We start from the raw sequence: 18573 nt of genomic DNA, 5'->3' as shown, positions 1-18573 counted from the left end.
TCGACGCCCCAGGCGTCAAGTCCCAAAACAGCGGACAACACCATCGTCATCGGCAATCACCAGGCGGTTACCGATAATGGCGGGTGCAGCCATGAATTTGCCACGCGACTCAAACGACCACTTTTCCGTGCCGTCTGCAATAGACAATCGTAGCAGCAAACCGGCCGTCGACGCGATCCATACATCGTCGCCCGCTATCAACGGTGAAGCATCGGCACGCCGTCGCAGGGTTTTCCGCCACATTTGTTTGCCTGTCGCACGGTTAATCGCGTCGACATGCTTATTTTGACTCGACACAATGATGCGGTCGACTCCGACGGCGGCACTGCTGCGGTACTCCTGCGGCCGGTCAGGGTCTTCAAATCTCCAACGGACGTCGCCGGAGCTTGGATTGAACGCAAACACTGTACCGTCCATGATCGGCAGGAAGACCTCGTCACCGCTGACCGCGGGCGTGCTACCGGTGGGGCCACCGAGCGGCAGGGGCTCGCGAGCGGCCTCACCTGTGGCGAGATCGATCACGTGGAGCTGGCCGTCACAGCCCCCCAGAAATGTTTTCCCCGACGCGATGGAGGGCGAACAGCGGATTTGATCCCCAGTTTCATATTCCCAAATCAAAGCACCGTCCTCGGCGGCGAGACAGTACAGACTTCCGTCTTGGCTGGATTGCAGCACTCGAATTTCGTAGTTGTCGCCACGCGGAACAGCGAAAAATGACGGGGCAGCACTGATCTCACCCTCGGTGGAGTATTTCCATCGGGTTTCACCAGTGCTGGGATCGAGCGCCTCGACGTTGCCCTCGACGTCCCCCACCACAAGCAGCGCACGGTCTGCATCAGAGGTCGGGTCTCCTCCCTCGACGCTCTTACGGGGCGGAGCGGAGATGACCGGAATGGGCGCGGTCAACTGATTCTGGGATGACAGCGAATCCGGCAAAAATAGCCCGGGAGAGGACACGAAACCAGTATCAAAATCTCGTCGCCACTGGGACTTGCCCGAGCGGAGGTCGATGGCCTCCACCCCTCCCATCACATCGGTGACGAACACGCTCAATCCGTCGCTGATAGGCGTCGTCTCGATCGGCTCCGCTGTTTTAAGCTCCCACAACAAACGGAGATTGCCGGGCAATGTGCGGTCAATCGCACCGCTGGCGCCGCTGTCAGCGCGGGCCATGGTCCAGGTCGGCAGTTGTCCAGCAGCGGGCGCTTCAGCATGGGCAGTTGCCGCCAGCAAACAGGCTATGATTGCCAACAGTGCGGTGGCGAAGTTCCAACGGTCCGTGTTTTTGACTTGCATTATCTCATTTCAGTATGAAGTTATCAGTAGGAGCTGTACGCGGCAGCTCGCCGAATCGTTTGCTGGCGTGTCGAGACACGCCCCCCCGACTCGCCGGATACCAACCTAAACTTGCTAGATCCCAACCCCAAGAGCCAGCGAGCAGCGATCGAAATTGCCCAGCCAGCGAGCAGGCCACGCGATCCTACCGACCCGTGACAAATTCCTGCCGGTACGCTGATCTGAAATTCCGCCGGACTGGTCGAGACCGGCCCGACTATTATAAGCTGTCCGCCCCTCGCTGTTGCTCAACAATGCGGTGTTTTTCTTCTGTCTTTCGAGCTTTTTGTCCATGATTTGTGTCAGCCTCGGCCGTGCCCGCCATCAACGAATGATCGCCGAACATCAATTTTTGGTTGAGCAGGGCGCTCAGCTTGTCGAATTGCGGTTGGACTACATCACTCGTGCGGTCAACCTCAAACGGCTGGTCGGAGACCGCCCTGGCCCCGTCGTACTCACGGCTCGGCGAAAGGAAGACGGGGGGCGATGGGAGAAATCGGAACAGGAACGCTTGATGCTGCTCCGCAGCGCGATTGCCACTGGCGTGGAATACGTCGACATCGAAGCCGATGTGGCGGCCCAGATACCTCGCTACGGCTCGACGAAGCGAATTATCAGCTACCACGACTTCAGTGGCACGCCCGATGAACTGGAGGAAATTCATGCCGCCATGGCAGAGGAGGACGCTGATATCGTCAAAATTGCGACGATGGCGAATACTTTTTCCGACAATGTGCGGATGATTAAGCTCGTGCAAAATGCCAAGATCCCCACGATCGGCATCTGCATGGGGGAAATGGGCATGATCACCCGGATCCTCTCCAATCGGGTCGGGTCGCCGTTCACGTACGCGACCTTCAGTGCGGATAAAAAACTCGCTCCAGGCCAAATCAATTGGAAGGAGATGAACAATGTCTACCACTATGAGTCGATCAATCCCCAGACCTCACTGTTTGGCGTCATTGCCGATCCCGTGGGACATAGCCACAGCCCCTTGATTCATAACTCGGCTTTCATCGATGCGGGGTTGAACGCCCGCTACCTACCTCTGCGAGTTCCCAAAGACGACTTGCAAACCTTCATGAACCATTGCCATAGCATTGGGATTGAGGGGATCAGCATCACGATCCCCCACAAGGAAGCTGCCTTGGACTACTGTACTCAGGCGGAAGCGAGCGCCACGGGGATCGGTGCTATCAACACGATGATTTTCAATGGCGAGGAGCGACTGGGTTACAATACCGACTACCGGGCGGCGATGGACTGCATCGAAGAGACCTTCTCATTGCAGCGTGGCCAAGAAAATTCGATGCAGGGAAAAGTGGCACTGATCCTGGGCGCCGGGGGCGTTTCCCGGGCGATCGCCTGGGGGCTGCGACAACGCAAATGCGACGTTTATGTCTCCTCACGGACGGAGGAACGCAGTCAATTGCTCGCTCACGAGATTGGCTGCAACACCATTCCTTGGGACCAGCGCCATGAGGTCAAAGCGCACCTGCTCGTCAATGGCACGCCCGTGGGGATGCACCCCAATGTTGACGTCTCGCCCTACAATATGAGCTCGATCAACGAGTACATGGTCGTCTTCGATACCGTCTACAACCCCGAGAACACCGTGCTGATCAAGTACGCAAAACAAACCGGAGCGAGATTGATCACGGGCGTTGACATGTTCGTCCGGCAAGCCGCCTATCAATTCAGATTGTTCACCGGCCAAGACGCTCCCACGGACCTGATGCGAGCCAAAATCAAACAAGCCACCAACCCTGTGCGAATCAACTGAGTAGCGCCTCTCCGCGGGGCCGTCGACAGAATTGATTGCGCCGCCTCGCTCGCTGAAAAATTGAACTGGCATGCGCTACCCTCGAAGTGGAGGTCTCGCCGAGACATGCCTACTCGGGGGTGCTACAACGGGGCAGCGGGCTCCGTTATCCTACGGGCCAACTGTCCTTCTTCACCCCACCTGTCGGAGTTTTCAATGCCTCGTCCAGTCACCCTGTTTACCGGTCAATGGGCCGATTTGCCAATCGAAGAACTCGCGGCGATGACCTCGGATTTTGGCTTTGACGGCATTGAACTTGCCTGCTGGGGCGATCACTTCGAAGTTGACCGAGCACTCGCTGAAGATGACTACTGCGACCAAAAACACGCCTTGCTGGCCAAACACAACCTGCAGTGCCACGCGATCAGCGCCCACTTGGCCGGCCAAGCCGTATTGGACCTGATCGATGAGCGGCACAAGTCGATTCTTCCGGCCCACGTGTACGGCGACGGAGACCCCGCTGGGGTAAATGCTCGCGCCGCTGAGGAACTTGCCAATACTGCTCGCGCAGCCCAGAAATTCGGCGTCGATGTCGTTAACGGTTTCACAGGCAGCAGCATCTGGCACTTGCTCTACTCCTTCCCTCCGGTCCCCGCAAAAATGCTCGACGCCGGATTTGACCTCCTCGCCGAGCGATTCAATCCTATTCTCGACGTGTTCGGACAATGTGGTGTGCGTTTTGCCCTGGAAGTCCACCCCACCGAAATCGCCTTTGACATCTACACGGCCCAGCGTGCCCTCGAAGCCCTCGACCATCGCCCTGAATTTGGATTCAACTTTGACCCCAGCCATCTGATCTGGCAGGGGATCGATCCTGTCGAATTTATCCGCGCATTTCCTGATCGCATTTATCACGTTCATATCAAAGACGCGATCGTGACTCTCGATGGCAAGTCCGGGATCAACTGCAGCCACTTGAACTTTGGCGACCCGCGGCGGGGCTGGGATTTCCGTAGCCCGGGCCGAGGCGGTGTGAATTTTGAGGAGATCATCCGCGCTCTCAACGTCATCGGCTACGATGGTCCGTTGTCGATCGAGTGGGAAGATTCTGGAATGGAACGCACCTTTGGAGCGCGAGAAGCCTGTGCGTTCACCAAAAAACTCGATTTCTCGCCTTCCAACGTGGCCTTCGATGCCGCCTTCGACGAAGCCTCATGATCACAATCACAGTGAATGGTGACTCCACGCAAATCGATCGTCCGATGACGATCGACGAGCTGATTCTGCACGTCGACGTGCCTAAGAACTACTTGGCCGTCGAGGTCAACGAGGACGTCGTGCCGCGTGATCAACATGGGCAACACTTGATCGCCGACGGCGACCGAGTCGAGTTCGTGACGCTCGTCGGCGGCGGTTAGGGCGGGTAGAGTGATGCAGGGATTGCCGCTTAGCTCGGCAATTCCAGGCCGTCGGGGAGCGTGCCTTGGGCCACCTCTTCGTCCCAGGCATCCATCAGCGGCCAATCCTCGGCAAGCGTCCCGAAATCCGCCATGTGAAGGTATCCCTCGACACGAGCGATTACCTTGTCAAGCATTGCCGTGTCTTTGGCAAAAATGGGGCCATGACTAGGGGCGAGCCAGCGGACGTCGCTGTCTCGAATCCGCCGGAGTGATCGGAGAAAGGCTTTGATGTCGCTGCCGTGATGAGCGTCAATCGCGCCGATGCATCCGTCGCGGTAGACATTATCTCCTGAAAACAGAACATCGCCCAAGCGAAACGCCAGTTGGCTGTCGGTGTGACCGGGAGTATGCCAGACTTCCAACTCCAACTTGCCCACGCGAATCATGTCGCCATCATTGACCACATGATCGATCTGGACCGGCGGCATTTCCAACCGCAAATTCTGGGCCTCGATCAGGGCGAGCGTCTTCAATGTGTCGCCATTCTGCAGCGGCTCGACCGCATTGGGATGCGCGGTCACGGTGGTTTTCAGTGCCTGTTTGGCTTTCGCCAAACCCTGAATGTGGTCCACGTCGGCATGAGTGGCGATCAACGTCTGGCAGCGTGAGAGCGGGAAATCCAAATCGCGAATGATCTGGATGTAGTCATCCACCGTTTCTTCGTACCCAATATCAATCAAAACCCACTCGTCTTGATCGTAAATGAGGTACAGGTTGCAACCAAGTACTTCACCGGCTTGAAAATTCAGCTCGATGACACCTGGAAAAATGGGTTTGCGAGATATCATGAAGAGAGAGCGATCGGGGCTGCGGGAACAGAGGCGAGCATGCAGTGTAGATCGTTTTTCGCTTTCTTCGTACCCGTCACCCCGCAGCAAACACGCTCCGGGGAGCGTGCTTGCCATAAATCCGGTCTACCACATGTATTCTGCACCGACTGTGAAGCCCTGCAGGACCACGTCACTGAAGCTGGTCGGTGGAGCCGTTGTGACCACACCACCGCTGCCGAGAGTTCCCAACGAGGTGCGAACATAGTCCGCCGGTGGTACCGTGTTGATGATGTTGTCGACCGCCAACAGGTGATACGAAGTGCGGAACGACCAAGAGTGCGAGAGCCGATAGACGAGTTTCGTTTCGAACTCACCCATGACGGTCCCACGTCGGTCGCGATCGCTGATACTGGCCGAGCCAGCGGTGGCTCCAGGGCCGATTGAGTTTGCGAAGATGTTGTTCGTTCGCTCCCAATCGTTCTGTCCCCAGCCGCCCTTCATGCCGAATCCGAGTTGCACGCCCGGCACCATGTTCCACCACACGTCGTAGCCAATCTGACCGACAAAGATGTTGTTCTTCGTTCCCGTCAGCGAGTTGTAGTACCGCAGTTGATCGTTCGAACCGCCACCGAAACCGCCAGTGCCATCGTTGAAGGTTCCGACGGTGCCGTAACCGAAATCGTTGTCCAGGCGGATATACCGGGCTCCCACCAGCCATGAGCCTTGGAAGCGGCAGCCGGGGCCGACCGCACGACGGCGATAGTTGACTTCACCACTATGGAATCGCGATTGGGTGTACGCCTGCTGAATGATCGAACGGTCGGTGTCGTCATATCCGCCGATTGGCAGATTACCGTAGTCGGAAATGTAGGAGTACAAATCCGGATTGTTCGGGTCGTCTGCAAACGCTTGAGCGCTGTTGTTCCATTCTTGCCCGCCCATGTACGTACCTTCTAAGTTTCCACCGACTCCCAGGATGACGGCTGCAGATACCCGCACACCGGCTTCTAGATCACTTGCTTTGGCATCATCGAGACTCATGACGGTTGGCCCCCCAACGCCACGAGTCGTCAATGCCATGTTGCCCTGCGAGAAATTATTTCCCAAAAACAATCCCTCGACCGAGAGGTCGTACCATCGCTGGGCACACTTGCCAGCCTCGCTGTAGGGAAGCAGTGCGTTGAAACAACCAACCGCCCCGCCGCCGATCGTGCTGAGCAGGATTCCCATGTCGCCCTCCATACACTTGCCGCTGCACCAATCGCCCAGCATCCCTCCGCGGCCGAGACAGCCACTTTGGTACAAGCGTGAGTTGCACACCCCGCAGCCTTGCCCGTTGCAGAGATTGCAGTGTCCCATCACGGCTGGCAAAAGTCCTTGAAAACCACCCGGACCGCAACAACCACAGGCACTCTGCCCACAATTGGCGTCGCCGCAGTAGTTATCTCCACCGTAACCACCCGCATACGAATCGCATGCATATCCGGGCTGGGAGTATTCCAGCAGTCCGCCCTGGTAGCCGACCGGCATCACCTGTCCATAGGGATTCTGCATCGCCGCGTGGTAGGCTGCCGGGCCGATGGGCCCCGGCAATCCGGTCGGAACTGGCGTCCCTGGAATCGGTCCCGAAGGGAACGAAGTCGGGATTTTTTGTGACAGGGGCGTATTTCCCATCATCGGGCCCGTCATAGGCCCCGTCACTGGGCTCCCCATCATAGGACCCATCATCGGGCCGCCCATCATCGGGCCGCCCATCATGGGACCGCTGATCGCCGGTTGACTGGCGTAGTTAATCCCGCCGGCGGCACTCACCTTCGCGGCAGTGGACCAGTCTCCTGGGTGCACCCCCGGAGGCAGTCGGAATCCGCTGGCGGCGTAATCAATGTCATCCTCTGGCGAGGGTGGAGCCGCAACAACCATCGCGGGCGACAGGATGACGAGCATCCCGGCGGCGACGATCGACCGCCATGCGGTCACCGAAAATCTCGTCGGTATCGAGGCGAGTTGTGAGTGAGTGTTCATCCCTGATTCCTGAAACAATGCTTGCCTGAGTACGCCCCGCCGTTGTCAGCAGAACCGCTTCAAGCAAAGTTATCGGCACAACCGGCCCGCGACATTCGATAATTCCCGAACAATCGTTACGATCCGAACCCGATCGACGCAGACACGTAGAGAAACAAGATGGAAAATCACGGTTGCCTGACTTCCCGTGCTTTCCTACTATCGATCTGATAACCTCTCCTAAAAACGTGCTCGTGCGCATGGAAACAGCCCCTTAGCCTCGCTGAGGGGTGAGCGATGCCTGCGAGTTCGGTCACTTTACCCCACGCAGAGCTCATATGTCGCAACGCCTCGGTTCGTATCCCCCTCGGTTCGCTGCAGCGACACTGGGCCTTCTCGCGGGTTTTTCTGGCCTGTGCACTCCGCTGCACGCGCAGAATACCGATCAACTGCAAAATGCGGTCCCTGATCGACAGCGTGCCGTGCCGGTACCCGTTGAAAATCTTCAACAAGCCGCCCCACCCGCGGCCGCCCAGCAACCCGTTCCAGCAAAACTCCCGAAACCTTCCCCCCAGGACAGCGTCGTATCACGCTTGATCGCGCAGTTGATGCCCAGCGAGCACGTGTCCGGCAAAGACCTCGACAATACACTCAGCGCACGGGCGCTCGATCTGTACATTCAAACCCTCGACCCACTGAAACTCTACTTCTTGCAGAGTGATATTGACCAGTTTGAACGGTACTCGACGGTGGTCGACGATCATGTACGGGCTGGCAACCTTGACCTCGCTTATTACATCTTCGAACGCTTCACACAGCGGGTTGATCAACGGGTGGCGAAAATTCGCGAGCTACTCAAGGGCGACTTCGATTTCAACATTGATGAACAAGTTATCATCGATCGCGATGCGGCTCAGTACGCCCGCGACGATGCCGAAGCGACAGATCGCTGGCGGCGGCAATTGAAATTATCGCTGCTCGACCTCAAGGACTCCGATGAGCCCGTCGTCGGTCAAGAGGCACGCGATCAACTGATGCGTCGCTATGACCGTTACGCAAATCGTTGGCGCTCGACTAGCAGTGACGACATCCTCGAGATGTTCTTGACGTCGGTGACCAACAGCTATGATCCACACTCAACGTACATGTCCCCTGCGACGCTGGATGACTTCAACATCAGCATGGCGCTCAACCTTGATGGTATTGGCGCGTCGCTTGGCGAAAAAGATGGCACGACCCAGGTCAAAGCGATCATTCCTGGTGGTGCCGCCGACTTAAACGGCAAGCTCAAACCGGATGACTCGATCGTATCTGTCGGCCAGGGTGATGACGGAGAAATGGTCGACATTATCGAAATGCCGCTCAAAGACGTCGTCAAACTGATCCGCGGCAAAGCAGGCACAACCGTTCGCTTGGGCGTTCGCCCAGGCGGCACAGGAAACATGGAGATTGTGAAGATCGTTCGCGCCCACATCGAATTGAAGGATTCGGCCGCACGTGGAAAAGTCATTGAGCACGAGATTCCAGGCCAACCCGGCAAGCTCAAGATTGGTTACCTCAACCTGCCTAGTTTTTACATGGACATGGAGGGTGCCCGTCGCAACGATCCCGAGTACCGCAGCAGCACCCGTGACGTCGCGAAGATCCTCGAAGACTTTAAGAAAGAAAACGTGGCCGGTGTGGTGCTCGATCTCAGCCGCAATGGCGGTGGATCGTTGACCGAAGCGATTAGTTTGACTGGCCTGTTCATTGATCAAGGCCCCGTTGTGCAGGTCAAAGACGCCAATGGCTCAGTGCAGAAATACGATGATGATCATCCCGGCACCGTCTGGGATGGCCCCTTGGTTGTGTTGACAAGCAAACTCAGTGCGAGTGCCAGTGAGATTCTTGCCGGTGCGATTAAGGACTATCACCGTGGGATCATTGTCGGTGATCCGCAGACACACGGCAAAGGCACCGTGCAAACTCTGATGGACATCGGCCAATCGCTGTTTCGAATTCGGCGTGCCAACTACGGCGCATTGAAGGTCACGCTACAACAGTTCTATCTGCCCGACGGCCAGAGCACCCAACTTGACGGCGTCGCAGCGGATATTGTGCTGCCGAGCGTGATTAGCAAGATGCCCGTCGCCGAAGGTGATCTGGACTACGCTCTGGCCCATGATCGGATCAACCCCGCGAAACACGATCTGTATCGGATGGCGCCTGCAGACCTGATCAATTCCTTGCGAGCCAGCTCCCAGCAGCGGATCGCCCAAGATGAGGAGTTCATCGAGCTGATGCGACGGATTGGACTCTACGTTGAGCAAAAAGATCTCAAGACAATTTCACTCAACGAGGACAAATTCATGCAGCGTCGCGCTGAAATGAAAGCGCAAAAAGACGAGCAAGAGAAAGAGATTGAAGCGCAGATTGGCAGCGAAGAGGTGTTCCATGACACCTTTTACAATCAAGAAGTGCTTAACATCACGCAGCAGTACATTGAGGGTCTGCGTGCCCAGAATCTGGCGCGGGCGAACTGAACCGGATCGTTCCCGTGATCCCTTCTCTACGCTTGCTCGCTGCCGTAGCCTCGACGTTATTGGTGTCGGCCCCGATGCGGGCCGAGCCACCTGCGTCGATTAAAGTCGATACGTTCTCGAACATTCGATTTAGCGGATCACCTGATCTCCAAACCGGCAACGCCGGGCTGGCGGATCTCTACATCCCGGTCCTGCCGGGCGATTCCATCGCGAAGACGGATCGCCCGAGTAGCAGCACGGTAGTGCCACCGACCCAACCCACCGTCCAAGTCACCGGTAGACTACGTCCAGCCGTCGTCGTCGTGCACGGCGGCGCCTGGCTAACGGGCAGCAAGTGGACCATCAGTGGCTATGCCCAGCAGCTCGCTGAATTAGGGATCTGCGTCTTGAATATCAACTACCGATTGGCGCCCGATGCCAAGTTTCCTGCTCAAGTCGATGATGTTCGGGATGCCTTGGTGTATCTCGGGGATCACGCCGAGCAGCTGAGCATCGATCGCAACCGCCTGGGTCTCTTCGGATACTCCGCAGGTGGCCATCTCTCTGCGTTGGTCGGTGTGCTTGCGGATGAATCACGCGAGGTCCAAGCCATTGCGAGCAATTGGCCTCTTGCAGATTCACGTTGGGCTCGCCTACCGCGAATCTCCGCAGTCTGCGCTGGCGGCCCGCCTTGCGACTTCCAGAGTCTCCCCCTCGACAACGACGCCTTGTCCTATTTCCTTCATGGCTCCCGCCGTCAATTTCCCGAGCTCTACACCGCCGCCTCGCCGATCGCTCATATTTCAGCAAACGACCCACCAATCCAATTAATTCATGGCGAGACCGACATGCTCGTGCCCATTGCGAACAGTCGACGATTTGCCGAATTGTCTGCCCAGGCGGGGGTCTCGGTGACCTTGACGGAGATACCGCAACAAGGCCACATCGTGACGCTGATGCATCCGAAGACTCAAGCTCAGGTCAGTCGTTTTTTTCGCAGGCAATTCTTCCCTTGAAGGCGTGCGTGCGCCCCGCCAATCATCCCAGCCTGCCACAGCGAGCATGCACTTCCCGAGTAGTGGGTGAAATGCCAGGAGCACCAGAGGCGCCCGGGCAACGCACACTCCGCTGAAGGGCGTCGGCATGGTTCCAGCGTGTGCACCGGAGCGAACGAAGCGTTCGAAGCGATTGATTTTTACTACGAAGAGACTTTCCTCTTCCGAAGCCGCGGCTTGGTGGCAATTCCATGTTGTGCGTCATTCGGGGTAGCCCAGGACGGTCCAGTCCAAGAGCTGTGCGAGCGGAGCGTGCAACCAACGCGAACTTGGAACCACGAAAGACTCGGACCACACGAAAAGCTAGTGGTGGTTCCGTTCGTGTCGTCCGTGTCTTTCGTGGTTGCACCGATGCCTATCGCAACGAAACGCCGAACGTCGCACACCCGACAGTCAGAGACGTACAACCAAAATCACGAACGATCGCAGCCAACCCACTCCGTCGCAGACTCAAATAGTCGCAAAACAAGGGGTAAAGCGATGTTTCCGAAACCGCCGTTAGCGAGTAATTTAGGGGCACAGAACGGGATTAAGGACCTAGACGCTTCCATTGAAATGGTTCGTCAGTTCCAGCCCCTGGGTGCAGAGGTGCCACAAGCACCCTCACGAAGGACGTCTCGCGTGGCTGAGATCCGCCCCGTGATGGCGTCCATTGAATTGTGTCCCCGCCACCTGGCTTTCAGTTCTGACATCCTTATTGTTTTTCTGGAGTATTTGAATGAAACGTGTACGACTTGGATTTACCCTCGTAGAGCTGCTGGTGGTGATTGCCATCATTGGCGTGCTCGTTGGTCTACTGCTGCCGGCCGTTCAGGCAGCCCGCGAAGCTGCGCGGCGAATGAGTTGCAGTAACAACTTCAAACAAATCGGCCTCGCCGTCCATAACTATCATGCGGCGTACAACCAAATTCCAATTCAAGGAACCGGCACTCCCAACACAGGTGGAAACCCGGACGTGGCACCCGGCAACAGTCGCCTGGAGGTCAGTTTCCTGGTAGGAATGACTCCGTTTATTGAACAGCAAGCACTCTGGCAGCAGATTAGCAATCCGCTGAAGGACCCGATCACCGGGAACATCTTTGCGCCCATGGGCCCTGGTCCTCGCCGCTGGTTGGCCAACCATTCGGCTCAGCGCTACGACCCTTGGCTGACCGAGGTTCCCGGCTTTCGTTGCCCGAGCGATCCTGGCACGGGACTGCCTGGACAAGGACGCTCCAACTACGTCGCAAGCTTGGGTGATTCCGCAAACCGAATCAACGGCAGCAAAGGTGACAATGGCGTTGAAAACACTGCCGCTGCGATTGATCGCCAAGCCTCGTGCCGCGGGTTCTTCGTGCCGCGAGAAAGTGCTCGGTTCCGTGATGTTTTGGACGGGCTCTCGAACACCATCTGCGCAGGCGAAGTCGCCTCTGACCTAGGTGACAACGACATCCGCACCCGGGGTGCGTTGTCGACCACAGGAAATGTGCGAGTCGCCGGCGGCAACACCACCTGTGACACTTACGTTGACCCGCTCCGACCTCAGTTCTGGTCGCCAACTGCGACGTTCTCGCTGCTGCAAGGTGGTGGCACCGAAGCCGAGCAGCGGCGTGGTCTGAAATGGGCGATGAGCCGATCGATGTGGGGCGCTTTCAACACGATCTTGCCACCCAATGGCCTGATGTGCATGGAAACCAACAACTTCAACAACGGGTTGCTGTCGGCCAGTAGCCGGCACCAGGGCGGCGTGCACGTCTTGATGGGTGATGGGGCAGTGCGTTTTGTCACCGATTCGATCGACACTGGTAATCGCAATAGCGCTCACGTCGGGGGACACGCTGGCGGCTTGGCACCTGGCTCGAGCAGTCCCTTCGGTTTGTGGGGAGCCCTGGGAACCCGCGCCGGTCGCGAAACCGATGCTACCCTGGATTGATTCAGTTCTGACTGCGGTCGGTGTGGGACTTTGGTTCCTACACTCGGCCGCGTCTCTCGTTGACTGGACGCGGGAATCCACTTCGCGCCAGCCTGCCCGTTACCCTCTCACTCTAACGAATACAATGAAACCTATTTTTACAGCATTGCTCCTTCTCTTAGCCATGGTCTGCTCCGTCGGCTGCGGGAGCGGCGAGGCAAAACCGGCTGTTGAATCAGACGAACTCTCCCAGTGGGTGTCGGAGAACCCGGCCCCAGAAGAAGTGCCACTGGCCGGAGAAAAATAGATCGAGCAAGTTGGTACCTTTGGTCACCTCGGATTCCAAGCCGAGGTGGCCAGTGCTCCGCCGTCATGCATTTGCCAGCGACACATACGCTGATGCATCCCGGCTCAAACAATTCAAAACGCAACAGCAGCCGTTGACAACTAGCGTTACGTCTCGATTGACCGCTAGCGATATTGTTCCAGAAACTTCGCGATTTTATCGTGGGTTTCAGCGGTAGTGGCAATCACGAGAGAGGCATTTTGGACGTACGGCGCCATGGTTGATTGTCCGCCTTTCGCTTCCCAACCCTTGGGCTCGACGGAAGCCTGAATGAAGGACATCATCATCTTGGGTTGGAACTGCCCATCCTTTGACCAGACTGCCAGATCAGCCACCCGGTACGTTCGAGGATGGATTCTTTCGCGGTCCGCCGCTGCACCACCAGCGGAGACGCGCGGCGTAAGTAGGCAGAAGGCAGCGAGCGCCGCAGTCAGCAATAGCGCAAGTCCAATTCGCGTTTTCATCTTTCGGTCCGTCCATGTAAATGAGGTTGGTGTCGCCTACCGACAAATGATATCAAGTCACACTTTTGAGACACAGAGAGATTTCAGCTGCAAAAACAAGGCAAAAACTCGCTATTAGAGGATCGACCTGACCACGCCACCATCGACGCGCAGCGCCGCCCCGTTGGTGGCCGACGCGAGACCAGAACACAGGTAGCAAATCATCGCAGATACCTCGTCAACATTAATAAATCGCTGCATCAGCGAGGTTGGCCGGACGTTGGAAAAGAATTCTTGCTCCATCTGCTCAAACGTGATCCCTTGCTCATGGGCCATCTGCTCCACGAACGTTCCTACCCCCTCGGACTTGGTCGGCCCAACCAGAACACTATTTACCGTCACCCCAGTTTTGGTGGTCGTTTCTGCGACCCCGCGTGCAATGGCCAGCTGAGCAGTTTTGGTCATCCCGTAATGAATCATCTCCTGAGGGATTTGGACTGCAGATTCACTCGACACGAAGATCACCCTGCCCCAATCTGATTTCAGCATGGATGGCAGGTAATGCCGAGTCAGTCGAACCCCGCTCATCACGTTAACATCGAACATACGGGACCAGTCTTCATCGGGAATGTCTGCAAACGGCTTCGGTTCGAAAATACCCACATTGTTGACGAGAATATCAATCGCTGGGATCTGCTCACACAGCGACGCACAGCCCTGTGCGGTACCTAAATCCGCCACGGCAACATTGACTCTTGCTGCGGGCATTGCCGATCGAATTGTCTCAGCAGCCTCGTGTAGTCGGCCTTCGGAGCGGCCATTGAGCCAGACCTGGGCGCCTTCTGCGGCCAGTCGAGTCGCCGTAGCGAGGCCGATGCCAGCGGACGAACCGGTTACCAATGCCATTTTGTTCGAAATACCAAGATCCATGTGGTGGTCCTCACTAACAAGCTGCGTGTGCGGTGACATTTCTGTGGTTTGAGCGTCAGCATAGCATCTGAGTCGTCACGCCCAGAGGCCAGCCCCTCGATGGGATGCCCCTGTGGAGGCTCAGTTGGCCACCGCCGCCTGCCTCGTGGCAACCCCGTAACGGCAATCCCCGCCACCGACCGACACTGGCAGAAATCCGCCCTTATGTAGGTCGCTGGCGCTCGTGGTTGGCCGGGACCGCCCCCGTATGCTGGATTGTTGCCTGGGTCGACGAATCGACGCGGAGCGGCAATAACTAGACCCGCCACTGGAAATTCGTGTTTTCAAGGCAGTATCCGTTGAGAGAAATCCGCTCTCGATCACCGTCCCCTCCAATAAAGGTATTCGATGGAAGCCGGAATCGTCGGCTTGCCGAACGTAGGCAAAAGCACTTTGTTTAACGCCCTGACCAGCAGCGTCTCGGCTCAAAGTGCCAACTATCCGTTTTGCACGATCGAGCCCAACGAGGGCATCGTTAGTGTGCCTGATGCGCGTTTGAGCCGTATCACGCAGTACATCGTGCCGCAGAAAATTATCCCCGCTGCACTGAAGTTGGTCGATATTGCGGGCATCGTCAAAGGTGCTTCCGATGGGGAAGGGCTGGGTAACAAGTTTCTCAGTCACATCCGCCAAGTCGATGCGATCATGCAGGTCGTGCGGTGTTTCGAAGACCCCGACGTGATCCACGTCTCGGGAAACGTTGATCCAATCGCCGACATCGACACCATCGAGACCGAGTTGGTGCTGGCAGACATGCAGACGCTTGAAAACGCTCTGCCCCGAGCGGAGAAGAGCGCCCGTGGCGGTGACAAAGATGCCAAGCTGCGGGTTTCGGCGATTCAGAAATGCAATGCGCATCTCGAGAGCGAGCAGCCATTGCGAGCGCTCGAGCTACCCGAAGCCGAAGCGGCGGCGATCAGCAGTTACGGACTGATGACGGCGAAGCCAATTCTTTACGTCGCCAACGTCGACGAGAACGACTTGGCCGGCGAACACGAACTGGTGCAGAAGGTACGCGAGCACGCGAAAAAGTCAGGGGCGAGCGTGGCCTGCGTCTGTGCCAAACTCGAGGCGGAAATCGCTGAACTCGACGAAGCAGACCGAGCCGAAATGCTTGCCGACGTGGGGCTCGAGGAACCTTCGCTCAATGTGATCGCGCGACAAACGTACCGGACCCTCGGGCTGCAGAGCTATTTCACCGCCGGTGAAAAGGAAGTACGTGCCTGGCCATTCCGGATCGGATCAACAGCCCCGCAAGCGGCGAGCGTGATTCATACCGATTTCGAGCACAAGTTCATCCGTGCGGAAATCTACAGTCTCGCCGACCTCGAGGAATACAAAACGGAGAAGGAGATCCGGGCGGCTGGGAAACTTCGCGCCGAGGGCAAAGCTTACATCATGCAAGACGGTGACATCTGCCACTTCTTAATCGGCCCGTAACCCCGTGCCCTCGTAACCCCGTGCCCTCGTAACCCCGTGCCCTCGTAACCCCGTAACCCCGTGCCCCCGCAGCGACGCACTGATGAGGGTGGCACGGTTGATGATCCGGTAGCATTCCCCACCGTCTAGCGACGGCGGCATAGCTGCCTGTTGAGAGACGAACCCGATCCGTCAGCGAGGCCGTCCAGCTCGACCCTCGCTTGCGAGTCGGCTTGCTATTGGTGCGTGCGGATCGCGAATGGAACTCACTCAACAGCCTGTTTGACCATCAATATTTCGGCAAAATCCTGATCTTTGGGGCAAACGACCGTTGTCCAACTGGCCGGTATTCACTCAGACTATGTGCGATTGGCTACTCTCTCACTAACCGCCTCCCTTGAGGGATTCATGAACAAAATGTTAATACCCATTCTCTTTGCACTTGCTACGGCAGTTTTCTGGGGTTGTTACGGTCCGACAATCGGAAATGCCCAGTCGCCGCGCGTCGACGGTGTGCCGCTATGGTCACCGTTCAAGCCCTATGTGTTCATTGGCATTGCGTATCTGGTGATTGCGATTTGTGGCGGACTCGCCATGATGTCGGTCAAAGGCGATTCGTTCAGCTTCACCGGCGAGTACTTTCCAACGATGAAATGGGGATTTTTGGCGGGGATTCTCGGTGCGTTTGGTGCCCTGTGCTTGACCACCGCAATGATGACCAGTCGCGGCAACGCCTTGCTCGTCATGCCAATCGTCTTTGGTGGCGCGGTTTCAGTCAGCGCGATCGTGTCGATGCTCAGACTCCACGCCGAGACCACCGTCAGCCCACTGCTCTGGGTGGGCATGGCGTTGACCGTCGTGGGAATTGTGATTGTCGCAATGAATACACCGCACGGCCACGCACCTGCCAAGCCCGCTGCTGACTTGGCCGCGCCTGTTCAAGCCACCAGCGTCACCGAAACAATCGGCGCCGAACCAATCGAAGAGCCGACGACTTGAGTTCGACTGACAATCAACAGCCGGCCCAGAACAGTGGGATGCTGGAACGGGTTCGCGCGATCGACGCACAAATTGCCCACGTGTGGATGGTGCGAACCTTCCTTAAACACTGTGACGAAGCTGAAGATGATGACGATCTGCGTGAGATCGTCCGCGACCTATACGATTTCATCCTCGCGGTGGGACCAGTCGATGACTCCATCGATCCGGTCGCTTATTTAAAAATGGCCAAGAAGAAGATGCGACGGCTAGTGGGGGCAACGGCGCTCTATGAACAAATCCAGCCTGAAGTCAGCGGGCACACCAATTTTGTGATGGCCGCCCGATCCCTACGGTTAGCCGTCGATCGCATTTTTCAAATTGTGTCTTCGTGAGATTTCACGCCGAAATAATTTGCCTGTGACTCGACGCAGTTTACCCGCATCAAGTCACCACGTGTCAGCCACTTGAGTTAACATAGGAGTCACGCCGACGCGACGCTCGGCTCAGACGCGTCACGTATCCTTCCTTGGCAACCCGATATCCATGTTCCTGACATCTGCCTTGCTCGCCAATTTCTCCGCCGCTCCGTCACTGGGCCTGAACCTGCTGATTCACGGAGGGTTGCTGGCCCAGCGTGAAAAACCCGCTTCGATCTACCCAATCGTGATCACCGTGGGAGTTCTCATCGCGATTGCGATGTTCGCGGTCCTATTCTTTTTCATGGTCCAGTACGGCAAACTCTGGTTTCAGGCGTACATGTCCGACGCCGACGTGAAGCTGGTGAATCTGATTCGCATGCATTTCACAAAGGTCAATCCGAACGTGATCGTGCAGGCAAAGGTGATGGCGGCACAAGCGAAACTCAATACAAGCCGCGTCGATGGCGTTAGCACCCAACGTCTGGAAGCCCATTATTTGGCCGGCGGGAATGTCATGAATGTGATCCACGCCATCATCGCCGCCCACCGCGCCCAAATCCCCTTGGACTTCGATCAAGCCGCTGCGATCGATCTGGCCGGCCGCGATGTACTTGATGCAGTGCAAACGAGTGTTTATCCAAAGGTCATCGACTGTCCCGACCCTAAACGCAGCGGGAAAACGACTCTCAGTGCCATCACCAAAAACGGTATTGAATTGCGTGTGCGAGCGAGAGTCACCGTCCGCACCAATATCGAACAACTGATTGGCGGGGCGACCGAGGACACCATTATCGCCCGCGTCGGTGAAGCCATCATCAGTTCCATAGGATCGGCGACCTCCCATTTCGATGTCTTGGAAAATCCGGACATGATCACGCGCGTGGTGCTCTCGCGTGCCCTCGATGCACAAACGGCTTTTGAAATCGTTTCGATTGATATCGCGGATATTGACGTCGGCGAAAACATCGGAGCCCGGTTGCAGCGGGACCAAGCCGAAGCTGATACCCGAGTGGCGCGTGCCAAGGCCGAACGGCGGCGTGCCGAAGCAATCGCGCAAGAACAGCAGATGAAGGCACGCGTCTCCGAAAATCGTTCGCAGCTCGTGCTCGCCGAGGCCGATGTACCCAAAGCGATGGCCGAAGCCTTTACCGCCGGACGAATCGGGACGACGGATTCCAAGCTGCCGATGGACGGCTCCGCGTGAGTGGTGGAGGTCGAGCC

The 18573-nt window shown here is 57.1% G+C and carries 15 protein-coding genes; 10 read left to right on the top strand and 5 right to left on the bottom strand.

Translation table 11 applies throughout. From position 1 onward, the window contains the following. Positions 1 to 15: 15 nt before the first annotated feature. Positions 16 to 1296, bottom strand: coding sequence for an outer membrane protein assembly factor BamB family protein (locus tag Poly21_RS02700; RefSeq protein WP_146405472.1), 1281 nt, complete (start codon positions 1294 to 1296; stop codon positions 16 to 18). A gap of 331 nt (positions 1297 to 1627) precedes the next feature. On the opposite strand from Poly21_RS02700, the gene aroE reads away from it, so the two are divergent. The 3 genes from aroE (at position 1628) to thiS (ending at position 4515) form a co-directional block, all read left to right on the top strand. Continuing rightward, entirely contained in the window at positions 1628 to 3118 is a 1491-nt protein-coding gene (aroE, locus tag Poly21_RS02695) for a shikimate dehydrogenase (RefSeq protein ID WP_146405471.1), read from the top strand. A 195-nt stretch (positions 3119 to 3313) separates the two neighbouring features. Then, positions 3314 to 4315 carry a sugar phosphate isomerase/epimerase family protein gene (locus Poly21_RS02690; protein WP_146405470.1) on the top strand — a complete coding sequence of 334 codons (1002 nt, stop codon included), beginning with the start codon at positions 3314 to 3316 and terminating at the stop codon, positions 4313 to 4315. Next, positions 4312 to 4515 carry a sulfur carrier protein ThiS gene (thiS, locus tag Poly21_RS02685; RefSeq protein WP_146405469.1) on the top strand — a complete coding sequence of 68 codons (204 nt, stop codon included), beginning with the start codon at positions 4312 to 4314 and terminating at the stop codon, positions 4513 to 4515. Before Poly21_RS02690 ends, thiS begins: the two co-directional genes overlap by 4 nt. Positions 4516 to 4544: 29 nt before the next feature. On the opposite strand, the gene Poly21_RS02680 is transcribed toward thiS, so the two are convergent. Together Poly21_RS02680 and Poly21_RS02675 are read right to left on the bottom strand one after the other, a co-directional pair. Continuing rightward, positions 4545 to 5345 carry an MBL fold metallo-hydrolase gene (locus Poly21_RS02680; protein ID WP_146405468.1) on the bottom strand — a complete coding sequence of 267 codons (801 nt, stop codon included), beginning with the start codon at positions 5343 to 5345 and terminating at the stop codon, positions 4545 to 4547. Between the two features lie 126 nt (positions 5346 to 5471). Continuing rightward, a complete protein-coding gene (locus tag Poly21_RS02675; RefSeq protein WP_146405467.1) occupies positions 5472 to 7349 on the bottom strand; it encodes a hypothetical protein in 1878 nt (625 codons plus the stop codon). 317 nt (positions 7350 to 7666) lie between these two features. Between Poly21_RS02675 and Poly21_RS02670 the strand changes: the two genes are divergently transcribed. The 3 genes from Poly21_RS02670 (at position 7667) to Poly21_RS02660 (ending at position 12796) form a co-directional block, all read left to right on the top strand. Further along, entirely contained in the window at positions 7667 to 9850 is a 2184-nt protein-coding gene (locus tag Poly21_RS02670) for a carboxy terminal-processing peptidase (RefSeq protein ID WP_302117320.1), read from the top strand. 14 nt (positions 9851 to 9864) lie between these two features. After that, positions 9865 to 10845 (top strand): alpha/beta hydrolase, encoded by a 981-nt coding sequence (locus tag Poly21_RS02665; RefSeq protein WP_302117319.1) that lies wholly within the window; start codon positions 9865 to 9867, stop codon positions 10843 to 10845. Positions 10846 to 11602: 757 nt separating this feature from the next. Next, positions 11603 to 12796 carry a DUF1559 domain-containing protein gene (locus Poly21_RS02660; protein WP_146405466.1) on the top strand — a complete coding sequence of 398 codons (1194 nt, stop codon included), beginning with the start codon at positions 11603 to 11605 and terminating at the stop codon, positions 12794 to 12796. A gap of 450 nt (positions 12797 to 13246) precedes the next feature. Here the strand turns inward: Poly21_RS02660 and Poly21_RS02655 are convergent, their stop codons facing one another. Beyond that, the gene (locus Poly21_RS02655; protein ID WP_146405465.1) at positions 13247 to 13585 is read right to left on the bottom strand and encodes a hypothetical protein; all 339 of its coding nucleotides are present in this window, start codon (positions 13583 to 13585) and stop codon (positions 13247 to 13249) included. Between the two features lie 114 nt (positions 13586 to 13699). Then, positions 13700 to 14533 carry an SDR family NAD(P)-dependent oxidoreductase gene (locus tag Poly21_RS02650; protein ID WP_302117317.1) on the bottom strand — a complete coding sequence of 278 codons (834 nt, stop codon included), beginning with the start codon at positions 14531 to 14533 and terminating at the stop codon, positions 13700 to 13702. Between the two features lie 348 nt (positions 14534 to 14881). On the opposite strand from Poly21_RS02650, the gene ychF reads away from it, so the two are divergent. The 4 genes from ychF (at position 14882) to floA (ending at position 18556) form a co-directional block, all read left to right on the top strand. Then, positions 14882 to 15973 (top strand): redox-regulated ATPase YchF, encoded by a 1092-nt coding sequence (ychF, locus tag Poly21_RS02645; protein WP_146405464.1) that lies wholly within the window; start codon positions 14882 to 14884, stop codon positions 15971 to 15973. Between the two features lie 387 nt (positions 15974 to 16360). Beyond that, the gene (locus tag Poly21_RS02640; RefSeq protein WP_302117314.1) at positions 16361 to 16951 is read left to right on the top strand and encodes a hypothetical protein; all 591 of its coding nucleotides are present in this window, start codon (positions 16361 to 16363) and stop codon (positions 16949 to 16951) included. Between the two features lie 38 nt (positions 16952 to 16989). Further along, positions 16990 to 17325, top strand: a complete 336-nt coding sequence (locus tag Poly21_RS02635) for an amidohydrolase (protein ID WP_146406801.1) — start codon at positions 16990 to 16992, stop codon at positions 17323 to 17325. 151 nt (positions 17326 to 17476) lie between these two features. After that, positions 17477 to 18556, top strand: a complete 1080-nt coding sequence (gene floA / locus Poly21_RS02630) for a flotillin-like protein FloA (RefSeq protein WP_146405463.1) — start codon at positions 17477 to 17479, stop codon at positions 18554 to 18556. Positions 18557 to 18573: the final 17 nt, after the last annotated feature.

It is taken from the genome of Allorhodopirellula heiligendammensis (assembly GCF_007860105.1).
Taxonomy (GTDB): Bacteria; Planctomycetota; Planctomycetia; order Pirellulales; family Pirellulaceae; genus Rhodopirellula; species Rhodopirellula heiligendammensis.
The sequence above is the reverse complement of the archived record's forward strand: the minus strand, read 5'-3'. Positions and strand labels throughout refer to the sequence as shown.